The 25,444-nt window shown below is 49.0% G+C and carries 27 protein-coding genes; 2 read left to right on the forward strand and 25 right to left on the reverse strand.

Going from position 1 to position 25,444, the window contains the following annotated elements; translation table 11 throughout:
* Nucleotides 1-26 precede the first annotated feature (26 nt).
* From LZ463_RS06330 to LZ463_RS06385, 12 genes are all read right to left on the reverse strand, one after another.
* Nucleotides 27-677, reverse strand: a complete 651-nt coding sequence (locus LZ463_RS06330) for a methyltransferase family protein (protein WP_241454763.1) — start codon at nucleotides 675-677, stop codon at nucleotides 27-29.
* Nucleotides 664-951 (reverse strand): DUF2933 domain-containing protein, encoded by a 288-nt coding sequence (locus tag LZ463_RS06335; RefSeq protein WP_241454764.1) that lies wholly within the window; start codon nucleotides 949-951, stop codon nucleotides 664-666. The genes LZ463_RS06330 and LZ463_RS06335 overlap by 14 nt, the downstream gene beginning before the upstream one ends.
* A 251-nt stretch (nucleotides 952-1,202) precedes the next feature.
* The gene (locus tag LZ463_RS06340; RefSeq protein ID WP_241454765.1) at nucleotides 1,203-1,793 is read right to left on the reverse strand and encodes a flagellar basal body rod protein FlgB; all 591 of its coding nucleotides are present in this window, start codon (nucleotides 1,791-1,793) and stop codon (nucleotides 1,203-1,205) included.
* 90 nt (nucleotides 1,794-1,883) lie between these two features.
* The gene (locus tag LZ463_RS06345; protein WP_241454766.1) at nucleotides 1,884-2,312 is read right to left on the reverse strand and encodes a YybH family protein; all 429 of its coding nucleotides are present in this window, start codon (nucleotides 2,310-2,312) and stop codon (nucleotides 1,884-1,886) included.
* A gap of 84 nt (nucleotides 2,313-2,396) precedes the next feature.
* The gene (locus LZ463_RS06350; protein ID WP_241454767.1) at nucleotides 2,397-2,738 is read right to left on the reverse strand and encodes a copper-binding protein; all 342 of its coding nucleotides are present in this window, start codon (nucleotides 2,736-2,738) and stop codon (nucleotides 2,397-2,399) included.
* 68 nt (nucleotides 2,739-2,806) lie between these two features.
* Nucleotides 2,807-3,340 (reverse strand): cupredoxin domain-containing protein, encoded by a 534-nt coding sequence (locus LZ463_RS06355; RefSeq protein WP_241454768.1) that lies wholly within the window; start codon nucleotides 3,338-3,340, stop codon nucleotides 2,807-2,809.
* A 25-nt stretch (nucleotides 3,341-3,365) separates the two neighbouring features.
* Nucleotides 3,366-4,778 carry a multicopper oxidase family protein gene (locus LZ463_RS06360; RefSeq protein ID WP_241454769.1) on the reverse strand — a complete coding sequence of 471 codons (1,413 nt, stop codon included), beginning with the start codon at nucleotides 4,776-4,778 and terminating at the stop codon, nucleotides 3,366-3,368.
* A 34-nt stretch (nucleotides 4,779-4,812) separates the two neighbouring features.
* Nucleotides 4,813-6,246: a TolC family protein gene (locus LZ463_RS06365; RefSeq protein WP_241454770.1), complete on the reverse strand. Its 1,434-nt coding sequence runs from the start codon at nucleotides 6,244-6,246 to the stop codon at nucleotides 4,813-4,815.
* An 11-nt stretch (nucleotides 6,247-6,257) separates the two neighbouring features.
* Nucleotides 6,258-6,626: a hypothetical protein gene (locus tag LZ463_RS06370; protein WP_241454771.1), complete on the reverse strand. Its 369-nt coding sequence runs from the start codon at nucleotides 6,624-6,626 to the stop codon at nucleotides 6,258-6,260.
* Nucleotides 6,627-6,789: 163 nt separating this feature from the next.
* Entirely contained in the window at nucleotides 6,790-7,188 is a 399-nt protein-coding gene (locus tag LZ463_RS06375; RefSeq protein ID WP_241454772.1) for a hypothetical protein, read from the reverse strand.
* Between the two features lie 77 nt (nucleotides 7,189-7,265).
* On the reverse strand, nucleotides 7,266-7,538 hold the full coding sequence (locus LZ463_RS06380) for a DUF305 domain-containing protein (protein WP_241454773.1): 273 nt from the start codon (nucleotides 7,536-7,538) through the stop codon (nucleotides 7,266-7,268).
* A 99-nt stretch (nucleotides 7,539-7,637) separates the two neighbouring features.
* The gene (locus LZ463_RS06385; RefSeq protein WP_241454774.1) at nucleotides 7,638-8,084 is read right to left on the reverse strand and encodes a MerR family transcriptional regulator; all 447 of its coding nucleotides are present in this window, start codon (nucleotides 8,082-8,084) and stop codon (nucleotides 7,638-7,640) included.
* A 196-nt stretch (nucleotides 8,085-8,280) separates the two neighbouring features.
* Here LZ463_RS06385 and LZ463_RS06390 point away from each other — a divergent pair, with 196 nt between their 5' ends.
* Together LZ463_RS06390 and lspA are read left to right on the forward strand one after the other, a co-directional pair.
* Entirely contained in the window at nucleotides 8,281-10,209 is a 1,929-nt protein-coding gene (locus tag LZ463_RS06390; RefSeq protein WP_241454836.1) for a cytochrome c/FTR1 family iron permease, read from the forward strand.
* Between the two features lie 48 nt (nucleotides 10,210-10,257).
* Nucleotides 10,258-11,355, forward strand: coding sequence for a signal peptidase II (lspA, locus tag LZ463_RS06395; protein ID WP_241454775.1), 1,098 nt, complete (start codon nucleotides 10,258-10,260; stop codon nucleotides 11,353-11,355).
* Between the two features lie 446 nt (nucleotides 11,356-11,801).
* Here the strand turns inward: lspA and LZ463_RS06400 are convergent, their stop codons facing one another.
* From LZ463_RS06400 to LZ463_RS06460, 13 genes are all read right to left on the reverse strand, one after another.
* A complete protein-coding gene (locus LZ463_RS06400; protein WP_241454776.1) occupies nucleotides 11,802-12,383 on the reverse strand; it encodes a flagellar basal body rod protein FlgB in 582 nt (193 codons plus the stop codon).
* An 80-nt stretch (nucleotides 12,384-12,463) separates the two neighbouring features.
* Nucleotides 12,464-13,426 carry a cation diffusion facilitator family transporter gene (locus LZ463_RS06405; protein ID WP_241454777.1) on the reverse strand — a complete coding sequence of 321 codons (963 nt, stop codon included), beginning with the start codon at nucleotides 13,424-13,426 and terminating at the stop codon, nucleotides 12,464-12,466.
* Nucleotides 13,427-13,497: 71 nt separating this feature from the next.
* On the reverse strand, nucleotides 13,498-13,860 hold the full coding sequence (locus LZ463_RS29265) for a zinc ribbon domain-containing protein (RefSeq protein ID WP_489686086.1): 363 nt from the start codon (nucleotides 13,858-13,860) through the stop codon (nucleotides 13,498-13,500).
* Between the two features lie 41 nt (nucleotides 13,861-13,901).
* Nucleotides 13,902-14,231: a P-II family nitrogen regulator gene (locus LZ463_RS06410; RefSeq protein ID WP_241454778.1), complete on the reverse strand. Its 330-nt coding sequence runs from the start codon at nucleotides 14,229-14,231 to the stop codon at nucleotides 13,902-13,904.
* 50 nt (nucleotides 14,232-14,281) lie between these two features.
* Nucleotides 14,282-17,380 (reverse strand): efflux RND transporter permease subunit, encoded by a 3,099-nt coding sequence (locus LZ463_RS06415; RefSeq protein WP_241454779.1) that lies wholly within the window; start codon nucleotides 17,378-17,380, stop codon nucleotides 14,282-14,284.
* Nucleotides 17,381-17,391: 11 nt separating this feature from the next.
* Nucleotides 17,392-18,606 (reverse strand): efflux RND transporter periplasmic adaptor subunit, encoded by a 1,215-nt coding sequence (locus tag LZ463_RS06420; RefSeq protein WP_241454780.1) that lies wholly within the window; start codon nucleotides 18,604-18,606, stop codon nucleotides 17,392-17,394.
* 55 nt (nucleotides 18,607-18,661) lie between these two features.
* The gene (locus LZ463_RS06425) at nucleotides 18,662-20,014 is read right to left on the reverse strand and encodes a TolC family protein (protein ID WP_241454781.1); all 1,353 of its coding nucleotides are present in this window, start codon (nucleotides 20,012-20,014) and stop codon (nucleotides 18,662-18,664) included.
* 68 nt (nucleotides 20,015-20,082) lie between these two features.
* On the reverse strand, nucleotides 20,083-20,433 hold the full coding sequence (locus LZ463_RS06430) for a hypothetical protein (RefSeq protein ID WP_241454782.1): 351 nt from the start codon (nucleotides 20,431-20,433) through the stop codon (nucleotides 20,083-20,085).
* A gap of 57 nt (nucleotides 20,434-20,490) precedes the next feature.
* Nucleotides 20,491-22,944 carry a heavy metal translocating P-type ATPase gene (locus tag LZ463_RS06435; RefSeq protein WP_241454837.1) on the reverse strand — a complete coding sequence of 818 codons (2,454 nt, stop codon included), beginning with the start codon at nucleotides 22,942-22,944 and terminating at the stop codon, nucleotides 20,491-20,493.
* A 356-nt stretch (nucleotides 22,945-23,300) separates the two neighbouring features.
* Nucleotides 23,301-23,519 carry a hypothetical protein gene (locus tag LZ463_RS06445; RefSeq protein WP_241454783.1) on the reverse strand — a complete coding sequence of 73 codons (219 nt, stop codon included), beginning with the start codon at nucleotides 23,517-23,519 and terminating at the stop codon, nucleotides 23,301-23,303.
* A gap of 143 nt (nucleotides 23,520-23,662) precedes the next feature.
* Nucleotides 23,663-24,292 (reverse strand): HAD family hydrolase, encoded by a 630-nt coding sequence (locus LZ463_RS06450; RefSeq protein ID WP_241454784.1) that lies wholly within the window; start codon nucleotides 24,290-24,292, stop codon nucleotides 23,663-23,665.
* Nucleotides 24,293-24,343: 51 nt separating this feature from the next.
* The gene (locus LZ463_RS06455) at nucleotides 24,344-24,586 is read right to left on the reverse strand and encodes a hypothetical protein (RefSeq protein WP_241454785.1); all 243 of its coding nucleotides are present in this window, start codon (nucleotides 24,584-24,586) and stop codon (nucleotides 24,344-24,346) included.
* A gap of 92 nt (nucleotides 24,587-24,678) precedes the next feature.
* The gene (locus LZ463_RS06460; protein ID WP_241454786.1) at nucleotides 24,679-25,290 is read right to left on the reverse strand and encodes a hypothetical protein; all 612 of its coding nucleotides are present in this window, start codon (nucleotides 25,288-25,290) and stop codon (nucleotides 24,679-24,681) included.
* Nucleotides 25,291-25,444 lie beyond the last annotated feature (154 nt).

Below are 25,444 nucleotides of genomic sequence, written 5' to 3' on the forward strand. Positions count from 1 at the left end.
GGTTGTTTCCTCGGATGATGGGGGATTCAATGACAAGCGGGCCTGGCAGACAAGTGTGGAAAAAATCGTGGAGTCTGCTTTGTGTATCGGGCGAATTCATCACCAAATTGCGCCTGCATCTCTTTCTCTTCTGTCATAGCCAGGCGACCATACATGACCAGCAATATAGGGAACATGAGCAAAGTCAATATGGTAGGCCATTGCAATAAGAATCCCAGGAGAATTAAGACAAAAGCGACATATTGCGGATGACGTATTTTGGAATAAGGTCCAGCTGTGGCCAGCGTGTGCCTTCTTTGAGCATGGTAAAGCACATTCCAGGCACTGGATAACAGGTAAAAGCCGAACCCCAAGAATAGATAACTGGCGATGTGCAGTACTCCAAAATGCGGGTCGCCTTTTTCTCCAAGCAAGGTGGACCATAAGTGGCCTGCGTTGTGCGACAAAATGTCCAGATTGGGATAACGCGTCTGCAACCAGCCTGACATCAGGTAAATGGTGAGCGGGAAGCCATACATCTCTACGAACAGGGCGATGATGAATGCAGAAAATGCGCTGAAGCTACGCCAGTCACGCGCTTTCTGCGGTTTAAAGAAGCTGAACCCAAACATGATGAAAATGGCCGAATTGAGGATCACCAGTGACCATAGGCCATAGGCGTTTTCACCGTGGCTCATGGCGATTCTCCTTATTCGCGCTGGCATCCTTGCCTTCGTCACTTGGCGACTCTGGATCTTGATGATGGTTATGATGTCCATGTCCGTGATGCATGAAGACGTGCATCAGCGGACAGGCCAGCAACAACAAAAATGGTAATGCGCCGATCACGTGGGCCAAATGTTCCGTCAATAGAAAGTAGGCAGCAACTGCACCAATGGCAAGATATCCCAGAGCGTATCTGGAGCGCCAGAAACTACCCGGTCCGGAATGACTTTCGTGTTCGTGTTTCATGACACACCTCCTTATTTAGCAACAGCTGTAGAGATGGACATGCTGTCCATCATCGTTTGCACCATGTCTTCAATCACGTCCTGCATGGTCATGTCTCTTAGAATAGGCGCTGTACCCGGGTACGGTGTCAATCATCATTCATGCGGATTACAGGCTGTTTGATCTAGGTCAAGCACCTGCCGACTCAGTATCAAAACAGTCGATCAAAACGACAATAGAAGTGTGAAGATTGTTTTATGCTCCCCCGATTCTTAGTAAGGCGTGTTTTTGAGTAACTCCTCCATGTCTTTGTAGTGACCCCGCACCCGATCGACGTGATATTCGTACATCAATGCATTCTGTGTAAACTTGACCCGCTCAACATCCATTTCCACCGTATTGCCGTCAATCGCGCCCTGGCTAGGCGTTACATAGTGAGGTGTTACTGTTTTTGAAGTTTTACCTTCACGCAATGCCGCTTCAATATCAATGTCCATGGCCTTATATCCAGGCGTGTCAGCATTGGCGATATTTGAAGCCAATAACATCTGGCGATAAACCCGTAAGTCCAGGGCGCGTTCATTTAAGCCTTCTTCCAAGGCTTTATTGTTTATACCAGGCAAAGGCAAATGGGTGGGGATGAGGTTGGACAAAGAGGATGATATTGATCCTGTTTCCAAAAATCGGTTGGTGCCATATGTCGATCGTTTTTCGGTGCCGGTTGGTGTCACTTTATCTTTTACGCGCGCCAAGGCTTCTGCAAAAGATACCTGATTCGAAGGGACTGGTTTTACTTGTGTTGGTGTAGCAGACGTGATATCGGTGGTGACCAGAGGCACTAAAGATTCTGAGATACTTTTCATATCGCTTTCTCCACTTGCCAGGTCTGCTACCACTCTAAGTGGCCAAAGTTGCAGAGTGCTGACGTTATTAAGACTTGGATCTGATCATTTTCATTTCGCTTTTCGGGAAGACCAATGCACATGCACGATGTGCCAGTCGTCGCCGGTTTTTTGTAGTAAGGCAGTTTCTGTCCCAAAGATTTGTACGTCCTTACCCTTGACCTTGGCTTTGGTCTCTGTTTCTGCCCAAATCACAGCCAGATTGCCGTCAATTCGCTGGCTTTGTTGCATTACCGTACGTGTCGATGTCGTGGCAAAAGCCATATCTTCCGGCAGATGATGTCCTGCATAATCTGCACGTGAACGTTCGACATAACCAGACTCATAAATCGTGACATCAGGTGTAAGCAGTTCGGTGGCTTTCGCTTTATCACCGGCTGCCAAGGCCGCATAGAAGGCCGCAAGCGCATCTTTAGGCTCACTGGCATAAGTAAGACTTGTCAGCATGCTCAATGCCAGAAATGTCAGTAATTTCATCATCGTCGTGTTCTCCTTTTTCTTATTAAATTGCGTGCGTGTGTCAGCCAGCCTAACGTGCTGACTGACATACGCAGCGCGCTACGTTTACTTCGCGACTTGTATTTCTGTTACCACGATCGCACCATCCGCTTTTTCTGCTCTGAATTTCACCTTGTCGCCGGCCTTCAGTGTCTCAAGTGCTGCAGGGTCTTTGATCTTGAACACCATGGTCATGCCGGGCATATCCAGATTTTTGATTTCGCCGTGTTTCAGCGTAATCTTGTTGGTACTCTTATCGATTTTTTTGACTTCACCATCCGTCATGTCGCTACTGGCACTACTCATGGAAGCGGATGCTTTTGCAGACATGGAGTGATCGGAAGCCAGGGCCGTATGAAATGTGACGGCAGTAAGGACCCCCAGGGTCAGAGATTTAATAATGGTCATGATGTTTCCTATCTTTAAGTGAATAAATCAAATTACCATGTAATCAATTGAGTACACGGTCTGCATCATTAGTGTTTGTGTCCGTGAGCATCAGATGCGGCACTGGCACTAGCTGCGGCAACAGTCTTGTCTTTTGCGACGGCAACTTTTCCCTTCATGCCAGCGTCATAATGCCCAGGTTGCAGGCATGCGAAATCAATCTTTCCTGCCTTGGTGAATTGCCAGACAACTTCACCAGTCTGCCCCCCAGCCAGAGTGATCATGTTGGGATCGCTGTGTTCCATTTCCGGGTTTTTCTTCATGACTTCGTAGTGTTCTTTCAGTTCCTTTTCTGTTCCCAAGACAAATTCATGCTTAATGCCGCCAGAATTCTTAATCACAAAACGAATGGTTTCACCTTGCTTGGCGACGATATTGGACGGTGTAAAACGCATGTTGTCAGTCATATTGACGTTGACCGTACGGGTGGTTACCGTGGCGGTGCCTGGCTTGCCGATGGCTTCGCTATCATGACCATGTGCGTGGTCATCATGCGCGAAACTGGCCTGACCGGCGAAAGCGAGGGTCAAAGTGACTGCGATGGTAGTAAGACGAGTTTTCATGGGGTGATCCTTTCAGTGTTAAAAATTAATGTTCCATCTTGCCAACTGGTTTGCGGACTTGTACTTCTATTTGTTGCTGATTTTTCTGTTTCAAGGGCATGGATTTACCGCCTACGGTTGTTGCCCGAGCAGGTTCTGCGATGTTGCCAGTCCATTCCTGAGCGACTGTACCCGGAGGGTGCTTGTACCAACCGTGATCCTTGTAGTCGCCTGGCTTCTGGTCTTTCCTGACTTTCAGGACGCTAAACATACCGCCCATCTCAACCCCACCAAATGGGCCTTCACCCGTCATCATCGGCAAGGTATTGTCAGGAAGGGGCATTTCCATCTCTCCCATATCAGCCATGCCACGTTCACCCATGGCCATGTATTCAGGGATGAGGCTGGTGATTTTCTTGGCAACGCCGGTGTGATCAACGCCAATCAGGTTAGGCGTGTCGTGGCCCATTGCATTCATGGTGTGGTGCGACTTGTGGCAATGGAAGGCCCAGTCACCTTCTTCATCTGCCAGAAACTCAATCTGACGCATCTGGCCCACCGCGATATCTGTCGTAACTTCTGGCCAGCGCGCAGAATGAGGAACCGGGCCGCCATCCGTGCCTGTGACCTGGAATTCGTGGCCGTGAATATGGATAGGATGATTCGTCATCGTCAGATTACCAATACGGATACGAACCTTGTCATTCTTGCGCACGACAAACGGGTCAATACCAGGGAAGACGCGGCTATTCCAGCTCCATAGATTGAAGTCCAGCATGGTCGAAGTCTTGGGGGTGAAAGCACCAGGGTCAATATCGTAGGCATTGAGCAGGAATACGAAATCTCGATCCACCTCAGCAATCTGCGGATGCCTGGCCTTGGGATGCGTTACCCAAAAACCCATCATGCCCATCGCCATTTGTGTCATTTCATCTGCATGCGGGTGATACATGAAGGTGCCAGGCCTGCGTGCGACAAACTCATACATGAATGTCTTACCAGGCTGTATCGACTTTTGGGTCAAGCCTGATACTCCGTCCATACCGCTTGGCAAGCGTTGTCCATGCCAGTGCACGCTGGTATGTTCCGGCAGCTTGTTGGTCACAAAGATACGGACACGATCACCTTCTACCACTTCGATGGTAGGCCCAGGTGATTGACCGTTATAGCCCCACAAATGCGCCTTCATACCGGGAGCCATTTCACGCACAACAGGTTCAGCCACCAGATGAAATTCCTTCACACCATTGTTCATCCGCCATGGTAAGGTCCAGCCATTGAGGGTGACCACCGGGTTATACGGACGTCCCGTATTTGGCGTCAGTGGTGCCATCGTATCCGGTGAGGTTTGGGTAACTGGTTCCGGCAATGCCGCCATGGCGACTTTGCTGACTGACGCAGCGGAAGCCGCAGCAGTGATCGCTCCTAGGCCGTTTAAAAAACTTCTTCTTGAACTCATTTTATTTCCTTTATTTTGCGAATTCGCAATGTCATCAATGGCCACCAACTGGCGTATCGCTGCCACTCATACCAGCCATCGGTGCGGAGCTCATGCTTGGGCGTCCCAATAAACTCATTTCCAGATCAGCCTGCGCAATCCAGAAATCGCGACTGGCCTCAATTGCGCTGTTAACACTGGCGATTTGGGAGCGTGCATCGGCCAGTAGGTCAAACACGCCGATCAGCATGCCGTTGTAACGCAATTGGTTTTCTTCAGACACACGCTTCTTCAAAGGCACAATTTCATTCTGATAATGCATGGCGATGTCATAGCTGGAGCGATAACCCAGGTAGGCTTCCCTGACTTCAGAGCGCGCATTGATGGCAATTTCCGCCGTGCGATTAATTGATTGCATATACAGTGCTTCCGCTTTCGCTACTCTGGCACCGCTCCAGTCAAACAGTGGCAACTCCAGTGTTACCGAGTAGCCTTTCTGAACAGCTTGATCATTGAACGTATTACGAATTGCACCTACTTCAAGCACATTGATGAAACGAGTGGCCTTGCTCAGTCCCAGATTTTTAGCCAATTGCTCTGTACTCAGACGAGCGACCTGGACGTCCAGGCGTTGCGTCATCGCCAGTTGCTCGACATTCGCCATGTCATCTGGTTTCTTGGGTAAATCAGGCAATCTAAGCGGCAAAGTAAAGGCTGTTTGAGGCCCCCATAATCCCATCAGACGCGTCAACTTCTCTTTGCTACGGGTCTGAGCTTGCTCGGCACGTGCCAGATTGAGGGTAGCTTCAGCAAAAAAACCTTGTTCACGGGCCTGTTGCAGTTTGTTGTAGTTACCCGCCTGTGCTAGCCGTCCCGCCAACTCTGCGCCTGCGTCAGCAGCTTTTTTGACCTGTTGCATGTACAGCATGGTCTGGTCTGCAGCCACGGCCATGTAATAGGCTTTGCGCGTTTCCGCAGCCAAAGACAGCATTTGCAAAGTCACTTCACGCTTGGTTTGCTCGAAGCGACTTTGTTCCATCTGCCTGGTTAAAGGCATGGTCAACAGGTGGGCAATATTAAAAGTCAGGCTGCGGTCGATTTCAATTTCACTACCTTGCCGTGTACGGCTGAATGAAAACCCGGGATTGGCTAAACGACCGGCCTGCACAAAATCAGACTCGGAAATGCCCAGTTCATAGAACGAGGCCTGTAATCCGCGATTATTGAGCAAGGCGATTTGTACGGCATCATCGACAGTCAAGGGGGATGCAAGTAATTCTTTTACCCTTTGTGCTGCGCTATCAGTCGCTTTCTCAGAACGCTGCCAGGTAACTTCCTTGCCAAGACGCTCTTTGGCTACTTGCTCTACCGTTGAAAATCCTCCATCGGCACTAAAACTGGCGCAGCCGCCCAGTATCAATGGGAGACTGATCAGGGCGGCGAGCTTGCTCGGCCGGTGGAAAAACTTGCCATTTGAGGTTGTTCGCACGGTGGTTTCCTTCATTTTGTATGACTGCTGTGATCCATCGATTTGGCCTTGTCCGTTGTGGGCGTCTCTTTTTCTTTCGCGGCAGGCTTGGTGTCGGTGGTGTCTGGCTCTCTGGCCTGTTTGGCATAAGCTCGCCATCCGCCTATACGCGCCGTTGTGTCGTTCAACTCCTTCCAGGAGCCAACCTCCTGATCGGTAAAGGGACGATAGTTTTGTAAAGTGGAGAGGTAGACCACCGGCGGCACGATCGCACGGGCGTCTGCGGGATTTGGTCGTTGGCTACGGCTTGCTTCCTGGGCAAGGACGTTCTGCACCATGATAAACAAGGCGAGCATAGGCAGACCCAACCGTAGCCTTGACGGAAAAATAGATGGATTCATGAAATCCTCAGTGAATAATAGGAAATGTGACCAAGACGAGCCGTGCAGATATAAACGCGGCAACGCAATGGCGGATATCAACGCAGAGCTAAGGCCAAGCTGATTGAACAGACGATCAGCGCCTTTATAGCTTCAAAATAGCTACTGGCGTTGCAGGTGGAAGTTAAGCGCGGGGAGGTCGTTCGAGGCCATCACTGATATGGCCGAAATGAGAAGAAAAAACCAGACTGATTTTTTCTGATGAAAGAGCGGAAACGGGAGGGACGGTAGAGTCAGTGACCAGAGCCGCACCGACACAGCATGAAGCGCAAGCGCTACACTTGTCTTTCATAGACTTGGCGGTGGGCGACACTTTAGCCACTACATGGTCAGAGACTTTATCAGCATCAATGTGCTGATGATCGTGTTGTCTAGCTTGCGCATTGTCATGATCATGCGGCTCACCTGGTAATGCATGGTGATGTTCCGTGTTGCAGCCTACCATAGCCGCAGCAGCAAAGCCTTGGAAGGGTATCGCCACAAACATGATGCACAGCAAAAAGAGTCGGAACAGCTTTTTCATGTGGAGAATTATAGCGCAAATTTTTCTACATGCTACTCCCCATCAAAATGGGGAGCACGTACATGGGTTTGAATCGGTTATTTACCAAACTGACTGGAACTTATGTTGGCCTCATGTTTTTTGCGCCAGGTATCGAATTCAGCCATTTCCTTCTTTTGGGCGACGATGATTTTAGACGCCATTTTTTGCAACTGCGGATCTTTCCCTTGCTTGAGCTCGACTTCGGCCATTTCAATCGCTCCTTGATGATGTTCTTTCATTATCATGACGAAATCCTGGTCGGTATTACCGGACATGCTCATGGAAGACAATTTTTGTTGCATTCCTTCCATCGATTTCTTGATCGCCATGTCTTTGTTTTCAGTCATGACAGATGAAAGTAATTGCAAAGCTCAATCAGGTTCACGGCTTGAAAAACATACTTACTCTTGCTGTCCGCAAATTCCTCACTAGTCATTTGGCACTCCATGATGCATGGAGTGGACTAGAGACAGGTCTTTAATGAGCTTACAATCTCTAGCTGAGTGGTAATCACAGTTGGACCGTGCTTTGTGAACTAAGGCAGCAAGATTTGCTTCCAACTGCTGTAATTCTTCAAGTTTGGTTCGAACACTGTCCAAATGTGCTTGCGCCATATCGACCACTACATTGCAGGAGCGATCACCATCATCAAATACAACCAAAAGACTTTTGATTTGCTCGACCGGAAAACCAAAATTACGACACCGTTTGATGAAGGTCAAGCGCTTCAGGTCGGTTTCCTGATAGTGCCTGCGGCCATTCATAGATCGTTCTGCGACTGGTATAAGACCAATTTGCTCGTAATACCGGATGGTAGGGACGTTGCAACAGGCAAGAGAAGCTAGTTCGCCGATGGAATATTGTCTTGTCTGCATGGCTATATCTCTAAATAATGCTTGATCCTCAAGTCACTTTAGCATGTAAACTCTTTGCAGCAAAATTCTAACTGCCTTGTTGTCCGGTACATGGTTTGGATGTGCATCAGTTTTAAAGACATTCCCATCGCAAAAGAAAAGTATAATGATTCTCATTTCCTACATAAATGCTATGCACCGTCGCATCCCAAACCCTATGTCATCCCTTCGCATACTCCTGATTCTATTAATTGGTTTCCTGTACACAGCGTCGCCCGTGATTGCCCAAACAACTTCAGGGCAAGACAAGGCGAAGCAAATTTGGCAATTGCTGGATTACTTGGCCGTCGATTATGGTGCCGCAGTTAAAGATGGTAAGGTTGCCAGCGACTCGGAATATGCGGAAATGCAGGAATTTGCGCTGTCAGCAGAGCGCCAGTTGGGGGAGTTGCCAGCCAACGCCGCTCAAAAAGGCTTACAGCAACAAGCGGCCCAATTGCGCAGTTTGATCGCAGAAAAATCTGTGGCAGCAACCGTGTCAACCAAAGCACGCGACTTGGCAGGTGCCTTGCTGGCTGCTTATCCTGTACCCGTATCACCGAGTAAGGCACCAGATTTAAAGCTGGGTGCGAAGTTGTTTCAGGCGCAATGTGCCAGTTGCCACGGTAGTCTGGGACGCGGCGACGGCCCCTTGGCTGCTAGTTTGAATCCTCCGCCTATCGCCCTGACTGGCCACGATAGGGCCAAGGAAAGAAGTTTGTTTTCTTTGCATCAAATTATCACCCAAGGTGTTAAGGGCACCTCAATGCCTGCTTTTGCTCAGTTGTCCGACGATGAGCGCTGGGCTTTAGCTTTTTTTGCTGCAAGCTTACCTTACAGCGACGCTGATCGTGAGGCTGGCAAGAAATTGTGGGTAGCAGATACCTCAGTGCATGCGTCCGTACCTTCGCTAAGTATATTAAGCCAGACGTCTGAGGCCATGCTGACCAAGACCTTGCCAGATGGGCAGGCTGGGCAAGTAATGGCATACCTGAAGAGCAATCCGCAGATTTTGGAGCAAGACAAGTTCGACAGCCTGGCATTATCAAAATCCCGCTTGAAGGAAAGTTTGGTAGCACTGGATAAGGGGGATATCCCTGAAGCATCCCGTTTAGCCATTTCTGCTTATCTGGACGGTTTCGAGCCAGTTGAACCGGCGCTAGCGACCAAGGATAAGGTGTTATTCAATAGCATCGAAAAAAACATGGGCGCTTTCCGGGCAGCTGTGACTGCTGGTAACGGTGACGAAGCGCGTACCATCGAACAACAACTGGAGGCGCAGCTTAATCAAACGCAAATAGTATTGCAGTCAAGTAATAGCGATCCTATCAGCACGCTAATCAGCGCCTTAACTATCCTGTTGCGTGAAGGGATCGAAGCGCTTTTGGTGGTGGTCGCGATGATCGCCTTCCTGAAACGCGCCGAACGCAAGGATGTCTTGCCGTATGTGCATGCGGGTTGGATCGCCGCTTTGGCTGCTGGTGGCCTGACCTGGGTGGCAGCGACTTACTTGGTGACGTTTAGCGGTGCCAGTCGGGAAATGACTGCCGGTTATTCATCATTGTTTGCGGCAGTGGTATTGCTCAGCGTCGGCATCTGGATGCACCAAAAGAGTCTGGCTGGGCGCTGGCAGCAATATGTCAAAGATAAATTGTCTTCCGCACTGAACAAGCGCTCGGCGATGATGCTATTCCTGCTTTCGTTTGTCACAGTCTACCGTGAAGTGTTTGAAACCGTATTGTTTTACGCAGCTTTGTGGGGTGACGGTAACGGTGGTTATTTATTGACGGGATTGCTGGTGGGCATTGTAATTTTGGCAGCAATTGCGGTTGTCCTGCTCAAAACGACAGCCAGATTGCCAATCAGCCAATTTTTTGCGGTCAGCTCGGCGCTGGTGGCAATTTTGGCGTTCGTCTTGGTAGGTAAAGGTATCACTGCATTGCAAGAAGCAGGTGTAATTAATGTCACGCCGATTGCAATGCCCCGTATTGATTTATTAGGCATCTATCCATCAACCCAAAGCATTTTGGCGCAAGTCATTATCCTTGCAATTATTATTGTCAGTTTCGTATGCAATCAGCGCCTTGGGAGTCAAAGCCGTGCTTAAACCACCATACATGGTGATGGTGGTCAAAGGCTTGCGTTTTCTAAAACCATGATGACAAAGTTTTTTCTGTATGATTGGGGAGGATTGAACGGTGTTTTATTTGAGGTCATCCATCACAATACGCCATCAATTTTAATGCCCTTGGCCTGGATTTTTAGCAACTTACTGGGAAACTATTGGGGGGCTCCGCTGGTGATACTTGGCCTATGGATATCATCAAGACAGGTTCAAGACAATAGCCATGTCCTCACGATCCGGCACCAGATCTCTCAGTTTGCGCTCGCCTTTGGACTTTCATTAGCCATTGCTACCACTCTGAAATTGCTCTGCGACTTTCCGCGACCGGCAGCAGTATTTGGAAATTTGTTGCAAGGCGACTCCACCGATTGGCATTACAGTTTGCCAAGCGGTCATTCAACTTACGCTGCTTTGGTCGCGGGTGTACTGTGGCCACTGGTGGGTATACGCTGTCGATTCGCGCTTGGTCTATATGTAATTCTGGTTGGCTGGTCACGCATCGCTCTTGCCATGCACTTTCCAGCTGATGTTCTTGCTGGTTGGGTCATTGGATTTAGCGGGGTAGCTATGACAAAGCGGCTTTTGGCAGCGTTCCCTGCAATTAGCAATATAATTAAGGCCATGCCGGGTCATGTTTGGTATGTCTTGGCAAGCGTTGTGCTGTTAGTAGATCAATCTACTAAATCTGCCGTGGCATATACCTTTACATTTGGCGAACAAATTCGGGTCACTTCGTTTTTCAATCTTGTGCATATCACGAACGATGGTGCTGCGTTCAGCCTGTTGGCGAATGCCGGAGGCTGGCAGCGTTATGTTTTCATACTACTGGCGCTCGGAGCTTCCATCTGGATGGTGCAAAAACTCCGCCAGCGATTACCTCCCCTTGAGGCGGCGGGTTTTAGTCTGATTCTCGGAGGAGCACTCGGAAATGTAGTGGATCGCATTGTGCGCGGCGCAGTGGTCGACTTCCTCGATTTTTATTGGCAAGCTGCGCATTGGCCGTCTTTCAACCTGGCTGATGTTGCCATTTTTCTGGGTGTGATCTGCCTGTTCGCTTCCACGACCAATCGATCAGGTAATAATGAACTGGGGCAAAAAATTCAGCATGGATCGAGCTACCGAGACTGAAGTTGACTTGTATCGATTAATTGGCGCCTCATCGATTCGTTAGGGCGTGATTGCAAATGGGGGGCATCCGATTCCCTTACCAGGAAAATCGGGGCAAGCAACGATCCTGGTGGCAGGAAGCTGGATAACCTGATCACCTACGTTTGTTGCGGCTACGCTTTCTGGGATGCCCTGCGTTCTTCTTTAAGGGAGGTTTGTTTTTCTCCCCTGATTTTTCTAGATACAGCAGTACTCCAAATATAACCAGGCACATAATGGATGTTTCCAATAGAACCGTATAAATATCTTCAGGATGATTCAGAATAAAATCGCTATCCATGGCACACCGTATGAATTGGTCTAGAAATCTGCATTCTTAAAAACTGCCCCTACATAGGAAGAAATTTCAGTTTAACTGTCATGGAAAGTGGATTTTTCCATAAGCTAAGCACTGTGACGAGGAATTCTCAATAAGGGGTGTTTTTGAGCAGCTCCTCCATATCTTTGTAGTGTGACCTGACCCTGTCTACCTGATATTGATACATCAAGGCATTTTCTGTAAATTTCGCCATTTCACGATCAGTTTCAACTGTGTTGCCATCGATATTGCTTTGGCCTGAAACGACATATTTAATCTGGACGTTAGCGATTGTTTTGCCCGCGCGTATGGCTTCTTGAATATCAAAGTCAACGGCCTTGTAACCAGGAGTGTCGGCATTGGCGATATTTGAGGCAAGCAATTGCTGACGGAAGGCGCGCAATGCAAGCGCACGCTCATGAAGAATATTTTCTTCCACTTCGACTGATGAACCTGAATTCTCTGAGCGCACTGCCACGAGTGATGAATTGGCGGGCACTTTCTCGTCGACGATGTTGCGGCCCATCGCGACGGGCTTGGAGATAGTCATTGCCACTTTTTCTTGCAGTCGAGCCAGGGACGCGGCAAATGAAACGCCATTGGGATGTGTACTTTTGGATGCCGCCACTAAACCTGCTTCAGCAGATTGGAGTGGCAACGATGAAATCACTGGTAAGTTAGTTGTAGTCATAGGAAACTCCACTTGTTCCTAAATAAAAATAGCGACTGCCTCAGGCAGCTTCGCTTTCAACAATCAACATCGTGTCATGCTTACGTAGATAGATTTTTGGGTTCAATCTGCCCGACTCCATCATGTTCATCAACGATAGGAATGTAATTGCAACCATCATCTGTATGTGCACACGGGACCGTTTCAAATTGCAGTGTCGTGTGATAGACAGAAAATTTGCTTGCCAATATAGTTTTCAAGGCTGGCAAGAGTTGCTGCTCGGGTGTGTAAGCCGGGTCATACACGATATGCGCGGTCATACTGGACTTGCCGCTTGTCAGTGCCCATAGATGAAAGTCATGCATACCAAGGACTCCCGGTACCGTCATCATGGCCGCTTTTACTTCGTCTATATTCACGCCTTCCGGTACACCTTCCAGCAAGATATTTAAACTCTCTTTCAGCAGCCCCCAGGTTCTGGGCAAAACCCATAAGCCAATGGCGACCGCGATCACGGAGTCAACCCAGGTCCAACCTGTAAAACGGATAATGATCGCTCCGGCTATCACACCAATTGAACCCAACATGTCGCTCCATACTTCCAGATAGGCACCTTTAACATTCAGGCTAGCGTCTTTGCCGGATGCCAGCAGTTTCATGCTGATCAGGTTGACCGTCAAACCAACGATGGCAACCACCAACATTCCGGTTGACTGAATTTCTGCCGGTGATTTCAGGCGCTGATAGGCTTCGTAGAGGATGTATAGGGCAACCAGGAAAAGCATGATCGCGTTGAATGCCGCTGCAAGAATTTCGAAGCGATGGTAGCCATAGGTACGCCTGGTGTCTGCCGGACGCTTGGCGATATGGATCGCTGCAATGGAAATCGCCAAGGCACTGGCGTCGGTCAGCATATGGGCTGCGTCTGACAGCAAAGCCAGACTACCCGTGACGATGCCGCCGATCACTTCAGCTATCAGGAATGTCGACGTTAAGGCTAACGCGATCAACAGATTCTTTTGATTCTGTGTCGCAGGTAATGCGTGAGAGTGCCCTGCGCTCATAAATATCCTTTGCCGATTGATTGGAAGCTATCGTGGCAACGCCACGGTGAATGGTCACACTTCAAAAATTGCTAACGAGCAACTCCACATTGATCACAAAATTTCGCTTCGGGCTTTAACGTGGAGTTGCATCCAGCACATTTCATTATCAGCAGCGATTGCCCACATTGCTGGCAAAAGCGTGCTGTCTTGTCGTTGGGCGCGTTGCAATTAGTGCAGGTCACCAGTGCTACGGCTACCGTCGGTGATGCTGCTCCAGATGTTCCCCAGCCACTGTCCAATGTGCGAGACAGATCCTGGCGATACTGCGGCTCGCCATGATGCCCTCCGTGTGAACTGCCATGACCACGACCATGTTTGTTACTGCGGTGGCTGTCATGTCCACCACCTAGCAGTTTTTCTAAAAATCCCATGTTTAGACCTCTCTGATGCATGTCATATTGATTACTACTCTTCGCCCATGGTTATTTAAAACTTAACTGACTTTTACAGCCGACTGAATGTCGGTCGTAAATACCCAGCCAGGACCTGGCTTACCTGCGTCGGCTATTAATGCGACGATCTGGTCAGCCAGGTCATCCTCACAGATTAATTCCAACTTTGACTCTGCCACCACTGGTTCTGCCAGGTCGAGCGAATAACGTTGCAGGGCTGGGTCAGCGCTTGTGAAGAGTCTCTGTACCGTAGAAACGGTTAGGTTGTAGCAACGCGTCCCATTGCTGATATCGCAATAACCTGAATTGCGCAGTGCTTCCGTCACTAAGTTGATGCGGTGAGGATGGATGAATGCCTTGATTTGTTTCATGAGAATCTCCTCGGAAAGAGATGCGCCGGTCGCCTTGACCGGCGCATTGATTAGTCAGTCAGTTTTGCTTTTGCCTTACGTTCCTTGCGCTCTTCCACCCATTCGTACAACAGAGGGAGTAAGAGCAAGGTCAACGCAGTGGACGTAAACAAGCCACCGACTACCACCGTCGCAAGTGGCCTTTGCGTTTCCGCACCAACTCCACTTGATAACAACATCGGAACCAGTCCAAAAATAGCGATAGACGCAGTCATCAAAACGGGACGCAAGCGCAGGGCTGCGCCTTGCCTTACCGCTTCACGCACCGACATCCCGCGTTCTCGCTGTTCATTGAGGAACGTCACCAGTACGATCCCGTTCAACATTGCCACTCCAAATACCGCAATGAAGCCGATTGCAGAAGGTACGGAGAGGTACTGTCCAGTGATGAAAAGCCCGACGACACCACCTATAGTGGCAAACGGAACGTTGGCGATAATTAACGTCGCGTAGGTCAGCGAATTGAAGGCTGTATAGAGCAGAATAAAGATGAGTGCTATCGTCAATGGAACAATAATGGCCAACTTGGTCATCGCACGTTGCTGATTCTCAAAGGCACCGCCCCACTCAATGACGTAGCCTTCCGGTAATTTCACCTGTTGGCGGATTTTCTCTTCTGCCTCTTTGACGAATCCGTCAATGTCACGGCCTTTTACATCCATCTGGATAACAGCATAGCGCTGCAACTCCTCGCGTCTGATGAACGAATATCCCTCATCAAGCTCAATGCTTGCCACATTGCTGAGTGGTACCAGTGCACCGTTTTGAGTGCGAATCGGAATGTTGCCGATAGATTGCACATTGTTGCGGAACTCCGGTGCCAACCATGCCTGTATATCGAAACGCTTGGTGCCGTCGATTAAGGTCGATACTGCTTTGCCGCCAATACCGGTTTGGACTACTTCCAGGATTTCATCCGCATTGATACCGTAACGTGCTGCGGCGTCGCGGTTGACCTTGATCACCAGTTGAGGCTTACCTTTATTTGCCTCCAGCGACAAATCGGCAACGCCATCCACTTTCCCCAACACACCTTTAATTTGTCCAGACAGACGATCCAAAGTGTTCAGGTCTTCACCGTAAAGCTTCAATGCCAAGGTGGCGCGTACTCCAGATATCAACTCTTCAATGCGGCTCTGAATAGGTTGGGAGGCAGCGATCACAGCAGTTGGCACTACGGTCTCAAGTTTTTCCTGCATTTCCTTTGCAAGATCGGGAACTGCGATCTTTTTCGGCCACTCACTTTGCGGCTTCAAATTGACCAATAATTCCATGTAATTGACGTCTGCAGTTTCACCTTTTTCTGCACGACCTATCATCGCGATAGAAGATGTCGATTGTGGAAATTGTTTCAAGGTATTTTCCAATTGCTGGGAAATACGGATTGATTCTTCGAGCGAGGTCGATGGAATACTCGTCACCCTGAACAAAATGCCGCCTTCTTGCAAAGTGGGCATGAATTCCTTACCGAGGAAAGGAATCAATGCCAATGCCGCAATCAGGGAGACGATAGCGCCCGTTATGACCTTCTTCTTGCTGTCCAAGGCCCAGTCCAATAAGGGAAGGTAGAGCTTTTTCGCCCAGCGTACGATGAAAGTGTCTTTTTCTTCTTTGGGTTTCAGGATTAACGCAGACAGTACTGGCACCAGCGTCATAGTCAACAACAAGGAACCTACCATCGCAAAGGTAATGGTCAGCGCCATAGGCTTGAACATTTTGCCTTCCAGACCAGTCAAGGAAAACAATGGCAGGAATACGACGATAATAATCAGAATCGCAAAGGCGACCGGATTCATCACTTCTCGTGCAGCTTCCAGGATAACGTGGGTTTTGTTGACTTTCTTGCCAGCCTGGTGTGACAGTAGCCGGAAACCGTTCTCAACCATCACCACCGCGCCATCGACCATCATACCTATACCAACCGCTAGCCCGGCCAAGGACATGAGGTTGGCCGACAAACCCCATTGCTGCATCAGCATGAAACTGATCAGCATGGCGAGCGGCAATGCTACGATTACAACGATTGCGGAGCGGATTTCGCCAAGGAACAGGAACAGAATAATGGCGACCAATACCGAACCTTCTACCAGCGCACTTTCTGCGGTCTTGACCGCTTTATCGACCAGGTCGGTACGATCATAGACAGGGTTAATCGTGACACCTTTTGGAAGCGCTTGTTGGGCCACCCGGATCTTTTGTTTGACCGCCTCTACTACCCCCTTGGCGTTTTCGCCGATACGCTGCAGCGCCATGCCTAGTACCACTTCTTTGCCGTCCTTGGTGACAGCGCCGAAGCGCAACGAAGGTGCTTCTTTGACTTCAGCAACATCCCGCACGTATACCGGCGTACCGTCACGGGTAGCAAGGACGACATTGCCTATATCCTTTGCATCAGCTACCAGGCCCAAACCCCGCACCAGATATTGTTCTTGTCCAATGTTCAAGTATTGACCACCTACCTGGCGATTGTTCGCTGTCAAGGTTTCCATGACCGTTTTAAGGCTGAGGCCGTATTTGATCAATTGGTTGGGATTGATCAGTACCTGGTATTGTTTTTCATCACCGCCCCAAGATGTGACATCGTCTACGCCAGGTGCGGTGCGTAGTTTGAGACGGACATTCCAGTCCTGCAAGGTACGCAGGTCCATGGTCGACATTTTCTTGTCCGCAGACTCAATCGTGTACCAGAAAACCTGCCCTAAGCCGGAGCTGTTCGGGCCAACGGCAGGTTCGCCGTAGCCCTGGGGAATGCGTTCCTTGGCTTCGAGAAGTTTTTCACCAACGAGACGTCGGGCAAAGTAAATGTCAACGTTATCCTTGAAGTTAACGCTGACATAGGACAGACCGAACAAGGACACTGAACGTATCGCTTCAACACCTGCCAAGCCAGCCATTGAGGTTTCCACCGGCGCGGTGAGCAATTTTTCAACGTCCTCCGCAGCTAGCCCAGGTGATTCAGTATAAATATTCACCTGTACTGGCGTCACGTCGGGGAAGGCATCAACTGGTAATTCTCGCCAAGCTTTGGCACCCAGCAGGATAACCAATACAAAAAGCACGATGACCAGCACTTTGTATCTGAGGGATAGATCCACTATTTTATTTAACATGGTGATTTCCCTTAGTCGGCACTGATTTGCGACTTCAACATCTTCGCTTTGAGTGCATAGGCACCACTGACGACTACTTTTTCACCTGGAGTAATGCCTGATTTAAGGACAACCTGGCCTTGCAGTTTTTCACCAAGCTCCACTGCGCGTGGCTCAAATCCGTCACTATCCTGTATGAAGACAGTGGGTTGGCCCTGAATCAGAAGTACTGCCTGCTCAGGTAACAACAATGCTTTGCTTGTGCTGGCGGTCGCAATAGCCGCGCTGGCAAACATCTCCAGCTTCAACCTGCCATCAGTATTAGGAACTTCGACACGTGCCCTGACGGTACGTGACTCTTTGTCCATGGTGCTACTGATATAAGTGATCTTGCCCTTGAAAGTGTCGCCAGGATAGGCTGCAGTCGTAATTTGCGCATCAGCCCCGACTTTGACTTTGCCAACGTCCTTTTCATACAAGTTGGTCTCAATCCAGACAGTAGACAAATCTGCAACGCTGAACATTTCTTTGTCTGATTGAGCTAATTCACCAAGAACGGCTTTTTTTGCGATCACCGTTCCTGTAAACGGTGCCGATACGGCATAGACAGAAGTACCAGTTTTGTCATGATTACTCGGAATTCCCAGGATTTGACGTTTTTCACTGGCGGCACGTAGTACAGCTTTTGCTTTTTCGAAATCGGCGCGCACGCGTAGGTAGTCTTTTTGTGGAATGATCTGGTCGGCAAACAATTTCTCAGCTCGCTCCATCCCCGATTTAGCTAAAGCATGCTCACTGACGGCTTGAGCATAAGCAGACTGAGCTTCTCCAACTTCGACGCTGTCAACCAAAGCCAAGGTCTGACCTTGCTTGACCTTTTCGCCAAGGCTGACCATGACTTTGGTTATCCTGCCAGCAACGCGCGGCGCAACTGTCGCCAACTTGTCCTGATTTGCCTGGATTGTCGCAGTGACACTCAGTTGTTCGTTGACTTCTCGTTCCTGCAAGGTGACCACCTGAATTCCCGCAGCAGCAATTTCCTCCTTGCTTGCCTGAATTCCAGCTTCTTTGGCGTGTGCAAGAGTTGCTTTTCCATCTTTAGCAGATGCCGTAGTATTTGGGACTGAAGCGGATGCACTTTCCCTGGACATCGACTCTTTCTTGGACGGATCTTCCTTGCTACAACCAGCAAGAGCGATCAGTGACAGGATCAGCGCATTTCTGACGCGCGATTGAATGAGTGTCATAAGTTTGATTCCGTATAAATGTTTTCAAAGTAAGGTGACGTGCATTGACACACTATTACTGAGGGGCTGCGGGTTCGTTCCAGCCGGCAGTCTCATGCAAGGCAATCCGGGTGAGCCGCAATTCAGTTTGCGCATCGATCAAATCACGTCTTCCATCCAGTACCTGGCGGGTAACCACAAGCAACTGAAATAAGCCAATTTCCCCTGCTTGTAAGGATTTGACTGAAAGGCGCTGATTTTCTTCTAATGCAGGAAGAATGTTTTGTTGCAAGGCATTGACCCGTGCTGTCAGGCTTTGTAGTTTTTTCCACATTGCATTAATGTTGCTGCCTGTGTCACGTACAGAAGATTCCCGTTCAATTTGCACCTGACTTAGTTCAGTAGATGCTCGTCCAATGCCACTAGCATTGTTACGGAATAAAGGTAGCGGGATAGAAAACGTCAGTGTAGTTAAACGCTCTCTGGCATTCGCTGGCCCCTCACGCCCAGTTGACAAGCCAACCGTCAAATCTGGATAGCGTGAGGCTCGCTCCAACGCTAGTCGGTTTTTGGCTGACTGCTCCCGGTAATCGAGTGAACGCAGTAACGGACGGTTAAGGGAATTGGATAGCAATGCCTCCAATGTATAGATTGGCGAGGCTGTTCCCAATGTTCCCGAAGCCACTGGAAGCAAGCCGCTAGGTAGTTGCAGGGTACTTGCCAGGTCGGCTCGGGCTTGAATCAGTTGCTCTTCCAATACACCGATCTGGTTTTTGGCCCTGACGGCTTCGACTTGAGCCAGATTGCCATCAAGCCGACTATCTTCTCCTGCTGCGACACGTTTTTTGACTGAGGTAGCCGTATCCTCAATAATTTTGAGTGATTGACGCTCGGTCACAATCCGTTCTTGAAGGGAAAGTACCTGGACAAACCGCCGTTCGACCTCTGACCTGACAGCGCGTCGCGTGTCTTCAATAGAAGCCTCAAGTGCTTGTAATTGCAATTGCGTAGCTTTGCGGCGATAGCTTTGTTGACCAGCGATCTCAAATGTTTGTTCTATACCGGTTGACCATTCCCGTCTCTTGTCAGTGGGCATGCCAGATTGCGGTACTTCTCGACTGACGCGCTCGCCAGTCAATTTGGGATTATTCCACAACAGTGAGCGTGCATCAGCCGCATCAGCCTCAATGGCAGCAAGTTGTGCTTTCGCCTGGCGCAGAACGGAATTTCCATTCTCGGCAAATTGCCATGCCAGCTCTAACGTAAGCGGCGTAGTGGAAGGTGTTTCAACCGCAACCGTAGTGGGAGAAGAAACAGGAATTATATTTTTTGTGGTGTCACCGGCCCGGCAAAAGGCAGGCGCAGCCAATAATGCCGCTATAGTAAGGGGCAAAATCAAGGGGCGCATCAAATTCTCCAAAGAAAACATGGGGATATTTGGCGAAAGATCGCCGCAGCCAATGCTGCGCTAGTAATAAGGAAATGCTCTCGCCAGGATTAACCTTGGAGACGCCAATTTGGCTTGATCAAGCCTTCAGGAATATGTGATTGGTAGACGCTGGGTGGTGAATCTGTCACACCATTTACAATCGGGAGTACAAAGTTTGAAATTTGGACAGAAACAATATTTGCATAGGAATGGTGACAAAAATCGCAATCGCTGTCACACATTCCAAGTTTGGTTTTAGCTGATTGTGGCGTATCTGTATCAGCTTTATGTTGATGGTCATGATGACCAAAGTGTTGTGCTTCAATTCCCGTTTCATGCATGCAATAGCTACTCGCCACCGCCCAGCTAACCTGGACAGTGAAAACAAGAGCAAGCATGAAAATGAGTTTCTTTAACATGAGACGAATTATAGGCCGGAAATTCTTAAATTGAATGCAAAGTGTTGGATTAATACGTTATTTCATTCTACGAACCAGGCGCAAGCCATTAAAAATCACCAGTAGGCTTGCCCCCATATCGGCAAAGACCGCCATCCACAAAGTCGCTACGCCCATGACTGCCATGATCAGGAAGGCTAACTTGATACTCAGTGCCAGCGCGATATTCTGTTTCAGGATGGCGGCAGTGCGTTGGCTTAAACGAATGAATTGCGGGATTTTGCGCAAGTCATCATCCATTAAGGCAACGTCAGCAGTTTCCAAGGCGGTATCCGTACCGGCCGCACCCATGGCAAAGCCTATGCTGGACTTGGCTAATGCGGGCGCATCGTTGATACCGTCGCCGACCATGCCTACGTTGCCGTGATTTGCCAGCTCATCGTTAATGGCGGCCAGTTTGTCTTCTGGGAGCAAATTGCCACGTGCATCATCAATGCCTACACTTTTTGCAATGGCTTTTGCGGTCATTTCATTGTCACCAGTCAGCATTACGGTGCGGATTCCCAGAGCGTGCAGTTCCGCAATTGCCTCACGGCTACTCTCACGCACGGTATCTGCCACACCAATTACGGCAAGAGGTCTCTGCTCGTCAGCAATGATCACGGCTGTTTTGCCATCGGCTTCTAGCACTTGCAAAGCGGCTTCAGTGTCCGCACTGCAAATGCCGAGTTCTTCTATCAGACGGTGATTGCCGAGGTAATACCATTTACCAGCAATCTGGCCTTTTACACCTCGGCCCGCGATGGCGGCGAAGTCGCTGACCTCTAATGCTGGTTTCTCATTTCCTTGAGTTTTCCAATACGCTGTCACTGCACCTGATACCGGGTGATCAGAGCGGCCAGCCAGACTGGCTGCCAGCTGCAATGCTTTTGCCTGGTCATCGCCGAGTGGCCTTACATCAGTGACAACTGGCTTGCCTTGGGTAATGGTGCCGGTTTTATCCAGCGCCAGTGACTTCAGCTTTCGACCTTCTTCCAGATACACGCCACCTTTGATGAGGATGCCAGCCTTTGCTGCCGCAGCCAGCCCGCTCACCACAGTCACAGGCGTAGAGACGACCAACGCACAAGGACACGCAATTACCAGCAACACCAGTGCCTTGTACACCCAATCCAACCATGGCGAGCCTAGTAACAGCGGGGGAATGAGCATGACGCCCAGTGCCAACACAAAGACTATCGGTGTATACACTTTAGCGAAACTGTCGACAAAACGTTGTGTTGGTGCGCGGCTGCCTTGGGCTTCTTCGACGGCATGGATGATGCGAGACAGAGTGGAATCAGTTTGCAAAGCGGTTACGCGGTATTCGAAAGAGCCGGTTTCATTAATGGTGCCAGCAAATATCCTGTCACCAACAGTCTTGGCAACCGGCATACTTTCTCCCGTGATGGGGGCCTGATTCACTGACGACTGTCCCTTGCTGAGTTCACCATCAAGCGGAATGCGTTCACCAGGGGAGACACGTACGGTCGCACCTACGGCAATAGCCTTGGCCGCAATTTCCAGCCAACTACCATCGGCCTGTAAGACACTGGCAGTTTCCGGCGTCATCGCCATCAGGCCACGTATAGCATTACGTGCGCGGTCAAGCGACATCGCTTCTATGGCTTCTGACAGACTGAACAAGACCATGACCATAGCAGCCTCAGGCCATTGCCCAATGATCAGTGCACCCGTCACAGCAATTGCCATCAGGGCATTGATGTTCAGATTCAAATTTTTGAGTGCTATCCAACCCTTTTTATAGGTACCAGTACCACTAAGCAGTATCGCAAACGCAGATAAAACCATGACTGGCCAGGCTTTTTCTGAGCCGCCAATGTAGGCAAAAGCCTCAGCAAGGATTGCCGATGTCACAGCTGCGCCCAGTAGCCGCCATTTGCGAGACGTGTTTGCTGGTGGAATTTCGGTTGCATCCGGACTGATTTTGCCATCTTCGCTTAACAACACGGCCTTCATGCCGATGGAAGTCAACACGGCTTGAATTACATCGTGGTTTGCCAGTGTATGGCTGACCGTCAATTTGCGTTGCATGAGATTAAAATCAAGCTGCGCTATTCCTGGCATAGGGCCAAGCTTGTCGCGTATCAAACCTTCTTCTGTGGGGCAATCCATATTTTCTATGGAATACACCACCATTGAGACGCTGTTTGGTGGTTGGACATTTTCTTGCACTGGAGACATGCCTAATGCAGTTATGGTGTCAATAAGTACAGAGGTGTTTGTGATGGTGTGCTTGATACTGAGACGTCGATTTATGAGATTGAAGTCAAGGCTATTTACTCCAGGCATTTTTTCTAAGGCATGGCGAAGTAAGGCCTCTTCGGTAGGGCAATCCATCTGCTCAATAAGTAAATTCAATACCTTTTCGGCATTGTCATTTGGTGACGCAACTACCGAAACGGAAGGAGTCTTATCGTTACCAGCAGATTTGGAGTTGCATCCACAACAACCCGACTCTTGCTCACTCATCATGTTTCCTTTGATTATGTGTTTATTTTGGCATTAGACACCCTGTAGCAGGTACAGAGTCAAGGAGATTTTGAAAAAAATCGTTAATGCTTTAATAAAACTGGATGAACATAGAAAAGGCTCCAATGAAAAATCTTTGATCTTGGCCGACTTTGTAAGAAAATAATCATTTCGGATAGACACCTATGATCATTCTCATTTGTCACAATCCCCGCTGCGGCACCTCGCGCAATACCATGTCGCTGATACGTAACACGGGTATAGAGCTTGAAGTCATTGAATGTCTAGTCAATCCAAGGCGAGAAAATCTGCGCTGAAAAGGGCGAAAACTCGATAATGCGTGATGATGAGGGCTGTCAAATATGTAGGATGCCACGACCATATTCACGTGTCAGTCTATCAATCAAATCACACTCGTGTGGAAGAAGAGCTTTTTCATCAACAAAACGCCAATTTTGCTCGTAGAGACCAAATGCCTCCTCACCGGTGATTACATCATGGGGATCACGATTCCATGCGATCAGTCGGAGCTGGGGGAAATCCCCGATGACAAAGGTATCGGCTGCCGTGCTCATGAAACAACCTCCTTAAATGACACGTAATCTCGCCGTGTGCTCTGGAACTCGCAGGTGTAAGCTTCCCTTTGGAGACCTTGAAGTACGAATGGTTCACTGATGTGTACCACTTGCATTTTGACCTCCAGTTAAAGACAAGCAGGTCATTTTATATCCGGCGCACAATGTATCCACCATTTTGCAAACTCCAGCAAGTTCAAGTGCGACGAAGACACATTGCTCAGTTCGTCTCCAGTATTTGGAGTTCCATTTGGCTCTCTCGTAATGAGTGCCATGTGTATATCGGCTGGCACACCACGGAAGTAAGGCAAATAGTCGTCAACAAAGGCAACAGGTTGCAAGTAATTAAGAGCCTTGGACTTTGGACTAACGCCGGTATCGTTTTGTTCAGTTGCGATCACGTCGGCAATTGGAAATCCATGGTCACGGATATTCTTTAGCCGGGAGAGCCGGTACACCTCTTTCAGTGCGCTTACACACACCAGGTGATAACCGGCATCCTTGAGCAGATGGCAAGCTTCCAGTGCACCTGGCAATGCTGGTATGGTGGACCAGAATTCTTCATCAAAGCACTGGCGAAACCGTTCCAGTTCGTTTCCAGTCAATATCTGAACATCCCATCGATCTATGGGCCAGTAGGCCAACGGATCTTTGATCGCTGGCAGGGTTCCAAATGCCTTCTGCCATGCCATCGCATAGGAAGCATGATAGTCAAGAAGCACGCCATCTGCATCTAGGGCGATTATCCCTTTGACCTTGGTTTGGCTATTCATCGTGTAGTTGCGTTGTTCGTGCAGATTGTTGGGCAGCTACCGCTGGACTGCTCAATGCTGCTCCATAATTTTATCACCGAACAGGAGCACAGCTTCCTGCAGCGACGACAGTAGATGATGCGTATGTTCCTGTCCCAGTTGTGAGACGGAGAACTGTATAAGCAGCTCACCCAGGCCAATGGCAACGGCCTGGGCAGGAATGCCTGGATTGTTTGAAGCGAACTGAGTGACTGTTTCTAGGCATTGTGTGCGCAGCATAATTGCGCCATGCTGTAATTCTTGAACCGAATACATATTTTCTTTAGGTCGAATCCTAGTCTTGAAGACAACAGGATATAAATGAATATTGATTTACTATTGAGTGCAATGCTCACACATCAGGCATGCTAACCGTTCACGACGGCATTCAGTTTTGCGCACCATTCTTTGGCCGCTCTCTCGCTCATGTAAAATTTGATGACTGGATTGCTCTCATCGGCAACTTCCAAGATCAGGGCAAAGTCACCGACACGCTGTACACGTTCAAATGAAGGCATTTGCATATTCGTCGTACCAACTTGTCGGCCTGGACCTGATAGCTCCATACTTTCCTTAATCTTCCATTCGTAGCGCCAGGCCAGCAAGTACGAAAGTTCATGTATTTTGAAATCGCCGGTGCTGCTATTACAAAAAGCCAGTTTCCGGTTTTGTTTGTCAAAAGTCAGGAATGCTGGGCTGGGATAGCCCAACAGATTCCCAGCGTTGAAATTCAGATTGGACTGCCGGTTGATACTCTCCACCAGATCCTTGGCTCTTTTGTGCATTCCTGCTAGTAGTCGGATAGACAAAAAACAGATGACTACTGCCGCCACGAAGAAAGTGAAAACACCGGTTGTCCTGTTGTCGCGGGAAAGCAGCATGCCAAGTAGCGCACCAATGGCTCCAATGCCGGATAAACCTGCGACAGGAACCGCAAGCGTTGCAAGTACTGCTAAGCCGAGGCCTTTTGCTAATCCCATGATGATGTGTCCAAATTAACTTGGTTTTATGAAGTGGCAAATCGTTTTTTTGATAGAAAAATCAAAAAGTAAACGTAAAAGGTAGATTTTGCAAAATTATAAGCGTAATAGGAAGTTTTAAGAAGCCCTCAATGTTGATTTACTGAAGGTAGTC

This window comes from Undibacterium paludis, assembly GCF_022568815.1.
Taxonomy (GTDB): domain Bacteria; phylum Pseudomonadota; class Gammaproteobacteria; order Burkholderiales; family Burkholderiaceae_D; genus Undibacterium.